Genomic DNA, 1,175 nt, shown 5'->3' with positions numbered 1-1,175 from the left:
AAGAAAAGAAAGACGCGATTATTGATTTACCTGAGATATTTTATAAAGATGATGAGCGTTTTTATGGTGAGACAGCAATACATTTTTATAAACTGCAATCAATGCTTCAAGTTTAAGGAATTTCTCATTTTGACTCGATAAGGTAAAGAAATATTCTGTACAGCTTTTTTCATGGGCTCTCCTTGTTAGACGTGTTGCTTTGAAAGGTAAGTGACAGACAAAGATTATAAAATTTAATTTTTTCATCAAGAGCTTTACGAATGTGCCAAATAAAATGCTTTCTTTATATATTTTTGATTTTCATAACAAACTTCCTTTCAAAGATATGGCAAATATAGCATGAATGAGATGGTTATTAACCATGCAATGTCTCTTTTTAAATCGATGCATGGGAGAATAGCTTATTTTTTTAAGAAAGATTTTTAGCAATCCCAAATTTCGTTTCTCATTCGGTAACTATTTGTGTAGAGTCTTCATAATAAAATATTGATTCATAACTTATCTCTTTCCTGTTGTATTCGAGCATCTAATAAAGTAGAAATTTTTCATTTCAAATCGGTTCATGATAAATCGATAAAAGCTGTTTGCTTGCATATCACAAGCAGGATTGCTGTGTAGATAAAAGCAAGAAAAGAGTAAGTATCTTTCATGAACTGTTTCAATGCCAGAGAAGTTTCACCATTTTGAGTTGGTAAATAGAATGAGGATGTTGGCGTTTCCCTTTATCAGTTTAAGGATGGAGAGATATAATTTAGGATATATTTTACAACAACAGCTATGGCTTCTTTGGGTTGAGTTTTCTTAAGACATATATTGTCATCAACGGCTGATCAGTAATGTACAGATTCAATTCATTCAGTTTGCTTCTTTATCTTCAAGGATATGGAAAGATCACTTTCGTTATGCAATAACTGGAAAACATCTCGTTTAGTATAAGAAATGTTTCTTATTTTTATAAAAGAGTTGATATAAATGAAGCATTGAATAGCTGTAATTTCTCTTTCTCATGCACACCTTGCAGTAAAATTTAGCTTTCTTTAAGTTTGTCATGGCAAGAGAGAGCCGCTTCAAAAAACTTCTGAGGAAGATGAAGTTTTTATTTATTGTCTTCGATGTGCAATGTGTTTTGGTCAGGTTCTTCGAACAATAGAGTTTCAATGTATAATTAAAGATAA

1 pseudogene is annotated in these 1,175 nt (G+C 31.1%); it reads left to right on the top strand.

Annotated features, from left to right (window positions below):
• A pseudogene (locus tag BN200_RS09880) lies at positions 1–116 on the top strand (16S rRNA (guanine(966)-N(2))-methyltransferase RsmD); the annotation flags it as partial.
• Positions 117–1,175 lie beyond the last annotated feature (1,059 nt).

The organism is Bartonella senegalensis OS02 (assembly GCF_000312545.1).
Taxonomy (GTDB): domain Bacteria; phylum Pseudomonadota; class Alphaproteobacteria; order Rhizobiales; family Rhizobiaceae; genus Bartonella; species Bartonella senegalensis.
This window is presented reverse-complemented; position numbering and strand designations above follow the sequence as displayed.